Source organism: Dyella sp. 01N36 (genome assembly GCF_056399745.1).
The window spans coordinates 1-6,316 of sequence record NZ_JBFTRY010000191.1; the positions used below are offsets into that span (position 1 = coordinate 1).

Genomic DNA, 6,316 nt, shown 5'->3' on the forward strand with positions numbered 1-6,316 from the left:
GGCTCGGCGTCCACCCATTGGGCGCCCTTGAAGGCGGAGGCGCCGACCTGGCTGCGAATAAAGCCCAGCAGCTGCGCCTCGATCGCTGAGGCCGCGCGCGTCAGCGGCTTGTCCCGCGAGGTGATCAGGCAGGCGGTGAGATAGATCGGCGGCTCGATCGGCGTGGTGGCGATGTCCGGGTGCCCGGGCATATCGGTGAAGTCGCCCTTGGGCAGGATGGCGTGCCCCAGTCCGGTCTCCACGGCGGACAACACCACCTCGAACAGATCCGACTCGGCGACCGGTTCGGCGTGCAGCCCGGCGGCGGCCAGTTCGCGGTCGAGCGCCTTGCGCAGCACATTGGTCGGTGTGGGCAGCATCAGCGGCAGCTGCGCGATCTTCGCCAGCGTGGTGGACTTCTCAGCCTTGCCCTGCTGTTTTCGGCTGGCCAGGTAAAGCCGCTGGCGGAACAGCACCTCGCGCGTGAAGCCGGTCTCCGGCCCGTTCTCGAACACGATGGCCAGGTCGATGGTCTTGGCGGCCACTTTGTCGCGCAGCGTTTCGCTGTCACCGGTGATGAAGCGCAGGGTGATCTTGGGCAAGGTGGCGCGGCAGATCTCCATCATCTTGCCGGTCAGCGCCGGCGCCATGGTCGAGGCCATGCCGAAACACACCACGCCCTGGATTTCGCCTTGCGCGGAGCGCACCACGGCGGGCAGGTCGTCCACCTGCCGGATCAGTTTCAGCGCTTCCTGGTAAAGCACTTCGCCGGCAGCCGTGGGCGTGACGCCGCGTGCGCTGCGGTGGAGCAGGGTGACGCCGAACTCGTCTTCCAGCTCGGCAATCTGCTTGCTCAAGGCCGGCTGGGCGATATGGATGAGCGCCGCCGCGCGGGAAAAACTGCCCGCTTCCACGATCTTGGCGAAATAGCGCAAATGGCGAAACTGCACGAGGGCGCTCCTGGGGACGGCCGCAATGGCTCTTGCTCAGAGGTCGGCGCAAACGCAAGAAGTATCGGGGCATGCGCGCATGCGCGCCACCATATGGAGGCCCGCCATCGTGCTTTTACGCAATGGGGCGCCTCAGCTACAGGGAAACAGCTCGTCGAACGGCGGCTCCGAGATGCCGTAGACGGCTATCTCGATACCCTCGCCATAGTCGCTGTAATCGGCAATATGGACCGAAACGGCCTGCAGCATGCCGTCGCCGCCGACCACATACAGCCCCATCGGCACCTGATCGTCTTCGCGGCATCCATATCTTCACGTCGTCGCGCGGCCAGCGCCACCAGCGGGGTCGAGCCGACGCCGACGGCGACATCGATCACCCGATCGAGCGCAAGCTGCGATAACGAAGAAACCTGGCCGGCTGCACTGAGCACCATCAACGCCGTCACCGTACCGAGGATCCAGCTATAGGCCCGTGGCGATCCGATCATGTTGTAGATGCCCACGCCCGCCACGATGGCCAGGGCAAGCACGGTCAGCGTTGCATGACCGGACAGCGGCGGGGCCAGTACAAAGGCAAGCCCTGCGTGCACGTTCCTTTTCAGAAGGCACGGCGGTCGCCGCGTGGGCGCTGCGGCGCGGCTCAGACGACGAGTTTCAACAACTGCGTGAGAATGACCTTGGCGGGAATCACCGTCAGAAAGATGGGAGCGAACGGGATGAGTGTGGCGAGGGCGAGCGCCAACGCCGCGCGCGCATCAAACAGCACGGGACGCATGGCGTAGACGTTGGCCGTCACGCTGTAGAGATCGGTGGCGGCGGAAAAATCCGGTTTCTCCAGCGATTCCGTATCGACCACGTTGCCCGACCTCAGCCATTTGTCTTCAAATTGCGTACCCAGGCGGCTGGCCAGTGCGCCGTACTCGAAGATGCCGCGTCGCCATGCCATCAGCAGCATGCGTCCGAAAACCAGCGGCGGCGTGAGAAAGATGACCACGACCACCGCCGCCGAGGCGAGCGGCGTTGCCGGGTGGTCCAATGGATTGAGCCCCAGATGAAACACCTCATTGGCAAAGGTGCCCGCGATGATGATGCCGATGGCCAGCGCAAGCGGCGCGAACATGCGCGGCGAGAAGGCGACAAACAGCAGTCCACCCGCCTTGTCGGGGTGGGAGGCCACCAGGTGCAGCCCCATGTGGGACACCTGACGAAGAAAGCGCATCCATACGAACACGCGCCATATCCAGCTCAGCAGCAAACCCAGCAACAGCGGCAGGCTGATCAACATATGCCACCAGCCGGCGGGCGACAGATGCGGCGAATCGGGTGCGTAATGCCAGATCGGCAGCACGTTCTGGCGTACGGTGATCGCAATGGTGATGACAAACGTATAGACGATGATCGTCATGGCTGCCGAGGGCCACACGCCCAGGCTCAGGCGCCGGGTCGAAGCAACGGCTTCATCGAAGCGCGTCTGATCGGAGGCGTCGATGATATGGGAGGTGACGAAGTGCTGTGCCGTCAGGTCCAGTCGCGGAAGGATGATGTATTCGCAAAGGATCAGGATCGGAACGGCCAAGACAAAGCGCGCATGCACGGCGATATCGGTGAAAAAGGCGTGCAGCAACTCGTCGTGACCCGTCACCAAGGCCTGTCCAGCGCAGAGCAGGGCCAGCGGAATCCATGCCAACCCCACCGCGATAAGCACGCGGCGCAATGCCTGGGTGCGATGCGCCGGCTTGATCAGCCGCAGTCGCCGCAAGACGGCGACATGTTTGGGTTCTTCGAAAATGCTCGAACGAGGATCGCTCACGCCGGCAGCTCCCGCAACACGCTGATGCTAGAAGTGCCAGGCCACGCTTAGCGCAGGGCCGCTCAATTCCACTTGCTTGAGGAATTTGTCGCTGCTGCCTTGCTTGTATTCGACGTCGCGGTAATTGAGCGCGATATCGCCCCAGTGAAAAGCGTAGGCCACGCCGATCATCGCCTGATAGGTGTTGTCCGAACTGCCCGCGCCAACATCGACGTAATAGGGGAAGAACCAGTTGCTGCCGGCGAACGGCGACCAGCGGCCGCGAATGCCGATGATGCCGTCGGTGACGTGCGTCTGGTTGTTGAGATGACCGCTGTTCTGGATATCCGGCCGGCCACCGTTGCCGGTCAGGTTGAAGTTCCAGTCCAGATTGCCCTTGATCCATAAGTAGCGCATGCCGAACACCAGATCGATGTAGCCCTGCTGTCCATGGGCCATCGTATACAGGCCGGCCAGGGTCACCATGCCGCCCTTGATGCCCCAGCGCGTATCGAGATTCGCATCGGCGCCTATGCGGTCGCCGCCGATGCGGGTGAAGCGTCCCTTTTCGTCGCTGAATTTCACCCAGTCGAAGTCGCCATAGAAGCCCCAATCCCCCTTGCGTACCGTGCCATCGACCATGAAGGCGCCGCTGAGGTAATCGAAGATGTCGTTGTTGGTCTTCTGCTCGACCGTGCCGCCATTGTTGGGCAACTGATAGCGCGTTTTGGCACTGATGCCGGGCAACCAGCCATAGGGCTGGATGCTGCCATGCCAGTCGCCATCCCAGTAATCGGGGGTGTCCGCCTTTGCCGATGTCACCGCAAAGCCCATGATGCAAGCCGACGCCAGCAGGGCGCGGGAACAGGTGAGGCGCGAATTGCGGAGGCGGCGCATGGTGGTCATCCTTAAGGTCGGCGATCGACGCTATGGTCGTGCTCTGTTTGGCAGACTCCCAGCGAACTACTACTTACCTGCAGGCGGTAAATCTACGGATACCGCGCCCCTTGAGCAGGGCCGGTGGTCCTTTTAAGTAGTTTTACTGGAGACGTTTGCGCATAAATGCAGTGGTCAATGCGTCGTGCGACGTATCAAGCTGGTGCAAGCGCGTGAGCGGCACCGGAGCGGCACCATGAACACGACTGGGAAGCACGGATTCTGGCGGATCTACTTGCTATGTCTCGTATGCCTGCCGCTGATGATTGCGGGTCCCGTGGCCGCACAAAGTACGCAAGGCGCGACTAGCGCCCAGGGCAGTACGCAGAAGAGTTTCTCCACTCAGCAACTCGATCAGATGCTCGCCCCGGTTGCCTTGTATCCGGATGCGTTGCTCTCGCAGATACTGATGGCCTGTACCTATCCCAGCAATGTGGCCGATGCCGCTGCATGGTCGGCGGCACATCCCAAGATCCAGGGCGACGACGCGGTGAAACAGGTAGCCAACACGCCCTGGGATCCCAGCGTGCAATCGTTGGTGGCATTCCCCCAGGTGCTGGCGCAAATGAAGCAGCAACCCGAATGGGTGCAGAATATGGGCGACGCCTTTCTTGCCCAGCCCGATGATGTCATGGCCTCCGTGCAGCGCCTGCGCGCGCAGGCGCAGAAGGCCGGCAATCTCAAGACGACCGAGCAGCAGAAGGTGGTGGTGCAGCAGGCGCCACCCACGGCCGCGGCGCCGAGCACCACGGTGATCCAGATCGAGCCGGCCAATCCGGAAGTGGTGTACGTACCGTCGTATAACCCGACCGTGGTCTACGGTACCTGGGCCTATCCCAGCTACCCGCCGCCGTATTGGCCGCCGCCGCCGGGTTATTACTATCCGGTGGCTACCGGATTGGCGGCGGGCATTGCCTTTGGCGTGGGTGTTGCCGCCGTGAACTCGCTGTGGGGCGGTTTCAACTGGGGGCATGGCGACGTCGACATCAACGTCAACCGCTACAACAACGTCAATAACGTCAACAACCGCATCAGCGGCAACGGCAACAACAGGCAGACGTGGAACCACAACCCGTCCAATCGGCGCGGCACGCCTTATCGCGATCAGGGCAGCCGTGATCGCTATGGGCAGGGCGTGGGTGGCGCCAATCAGCGCGAGGCTTTCCGCGGCAACGACGCGAATCGCCAGCGCGCACTGCAGAGCTTTGACCGCTCCACCGGCAACGGCTCTTCGATGGCCGCGCGGCGTGGTGCAGGCGAAAGCGGCGCGGCACTCAATCGGCCGTCCACCGGCAACCGGCCTGGTGGTGGCCAGGGCGCAGCCGGCGGCGCGGATCGAGGCAACCTCGGCGGCGCGGATCGAGGCAGCCCCGGCGGTCAGGGGCGCGGCGATCTGGGCGGACAGACGCGCGAACGCGGCAATGCCGGTGGGCAGCAGGGCAACTTCGGTGGCGATCGTGCATCGCAGGGACCGCGCAACAACGCGTTCAGCGGCGGGCAATCGCCGGGTTCGGCGCATACGCAAATGAATCGCGGGCAATCCAGTCAGCGCTCGATGTCGCAGTCCCGAGGTGCCGGCGCTGGTGCTGGCAGGCAGATGTCCCGACCTGCGCCAGCCCGGGCAGGTGGCGGTGGCCGTCGTCGTTGAGGAGCATGACCATGAATCGCACTCCCATGATCCGTCGCCTGGCCTTGAGCACCATGTTCTGGGCTGGCTGTGTCCTTTGCGGCGCCGCGCTGGCACAACAGGCGAGTTACCCAACGGCGGATGACGCCGCCGGAGCCTTCGTGCAGGCCGTGCGCAATCACGACCAGGCGGCACTCGCCAAGGTGCTGGGCAATAACTGGAAGGATTACATCCCGACCGAAGGCATCGATCAGGATGATGTGGACCTGTTCCTCAAACGCTACGACGAAAGCCATCGCATCGAAACGGCCGACGGCAAGAGTCATCTGGACGTGGGCGCGGAGAAGTGGGTGCTGCCCATGCCGTTGGTCAAAGGGAAGGACGGTTGGCATTTTGACCTGGCCGCTGCGCAGCAAGAGATACGCACGCGCCACATCGGGCAGAACGAACTCGCCGTCGAGCAAGCCATGCTTGCCTACTACGACGCGCAGCGCGATTACGCGACCCAGGACAGGGACGGGGACAAAGTGCTGCAGTACGCGCAGCACCTGCTCAGCTCGCCGGGCAAGCACGACGGACTGTACTGGCCCGTCAACGACAACGAGCCGCCGAGTCCGTTGGGTCCGAAATTCGCCAACGTGGTGCCAGGGCAGGGCTATTACGGCTACCACTACCGGATACTGACGGCGCAGGGCGGTTCTGCCCCCGGAGGCGCCTATAACTATTTGGTCGGCGGTCGCATGACCAACGGTTTCGCGCTGGTTGCCTGGCCCGCGCAGTACGGCGAGACCGGCGTGATGAGTTTCATGGTGAGCCACGACGGCCAGGTATTCGAAAAGGATCTGGGCAAGAACGGCGGCACCATCGCGCAGTCCATGAAGAGTTTCGACCCTGACAGCAGCTGGAAGGAAGTCGACGTTCCCACTGCCAATTGACGCCGCCCGCACGGTGAGTGCTCGTCGGTGTGGATGGCCGGCGAGCTCATTACGTGCTTTTACCGGGCGCAATGCCGAGTATTTTCGCTGTCCGCAAAAC

General features: G+C 63.2%; 6 protein-coding genes. 2 read left to right on the forward strand and 4 right to left on the reverse strand.

What is annotated here, in order from left to right; translation table 11 throughout:
* The 4 genes from AC1DMG_RS18610 to AC1DMG_RS18625 form a co-directional block, all read right to left on the reverse strand.
* Positions 1-929 (reverse strand): LysR family transcriptional regulator (locus tag AC1DMG_RS18610; RefSeq protein WP_441602434.1); only part of this gene is annotated, 929 nt, incomplete at its 3' end.
* A 185-nt stretch (positions 930-1,114) separates the two neighbouring features.
* On the reverse strand, positions 1,115-1,519 hold the full coding sequence (locus AC1DMG_RS18615; protein ID WP_477177505.1) for a hypothetical protein: 405 nt from the start codon (positions 1,517-1,519) through the stop codon (positions 1,115-1,117).
* 50 nt (positions 1,520-1,569) lie between these two features.
* Positions 1,570-2,739, reverse strand: coding sequence for a hypothetical protein (locus tag AC1DMG_RS18620; protein ID WP_477177504.1), 1,170 nt, complete (start codon positions 2,737-2,739; stop codon positions 1,570-1,572).
* A gap of 27 nt (positions 2,740-2,766) precedes the next feature.
* Positions 2,767-3,615: a hypothetical protein gene (locus tag AC1DMG_RS18625; RefSeq protein WP_477177503.1), complete on the reverse strand. Its 849-nt coding sequence runs from the start codon at positions 3,613-3,615 to the stop codon at positions 2,767-2,769.
* Between the two features lie 235 nt (positions 3,616-3,850).
* Between AC1DMG_RS18625 and AC1DMG_RS18630 the strand changes: the two genes are divergently transcribed.
* Entirely contained in the window at positions 3,851-5,302 is a 1,452-nt protein-coding gene (locus AC1DMG_RS18630; RefSeq protein WP_477177502.1) for a DUF3300 domain-containing protein, read from the forward strand.
* Between the two features lie 11 nt (positions 5,303-5,313).
* On the forward strand, positions 5,314-6,216 hold the full coding sequence (locus tag AC1DMG_RS18635) for a DUF2950 domain-containing protein (RefSeq protein ID WP_477177501.1): 903 nt from the start codon (positions 5,314-5,316) through the stop codon (positions 6,214-6,216).
* Positions 6,217-6,316 lie beyond the last annotated feature (100 nt).

Excerpts from the sequence above, each read along its gene's own strand:
- AC1DMG_RS18625 (WP_477177503.1), bottom strand. The coding sequence starts at position 3,615 with ATGCGCCGCCTCCGCAATTCGCGCCTCACCTGTTCCCGCGCCCTGCTG.
- AC1DMG_RS18630 (WP_477177502.1), top strand. The coding sequence starts at position 3,851 with ATGAACACGACTGGGAAGCACGGATTCTGGCGGATCTACTTGCTATGT.
- AC1DMG_RS18635 (WP_477177501.1), top strand. The coding sequence starts at position 5,314 with ATGAATCGCACTCCCATGATCCGTCGCCTGGCCTTGAGCACCATGTTC.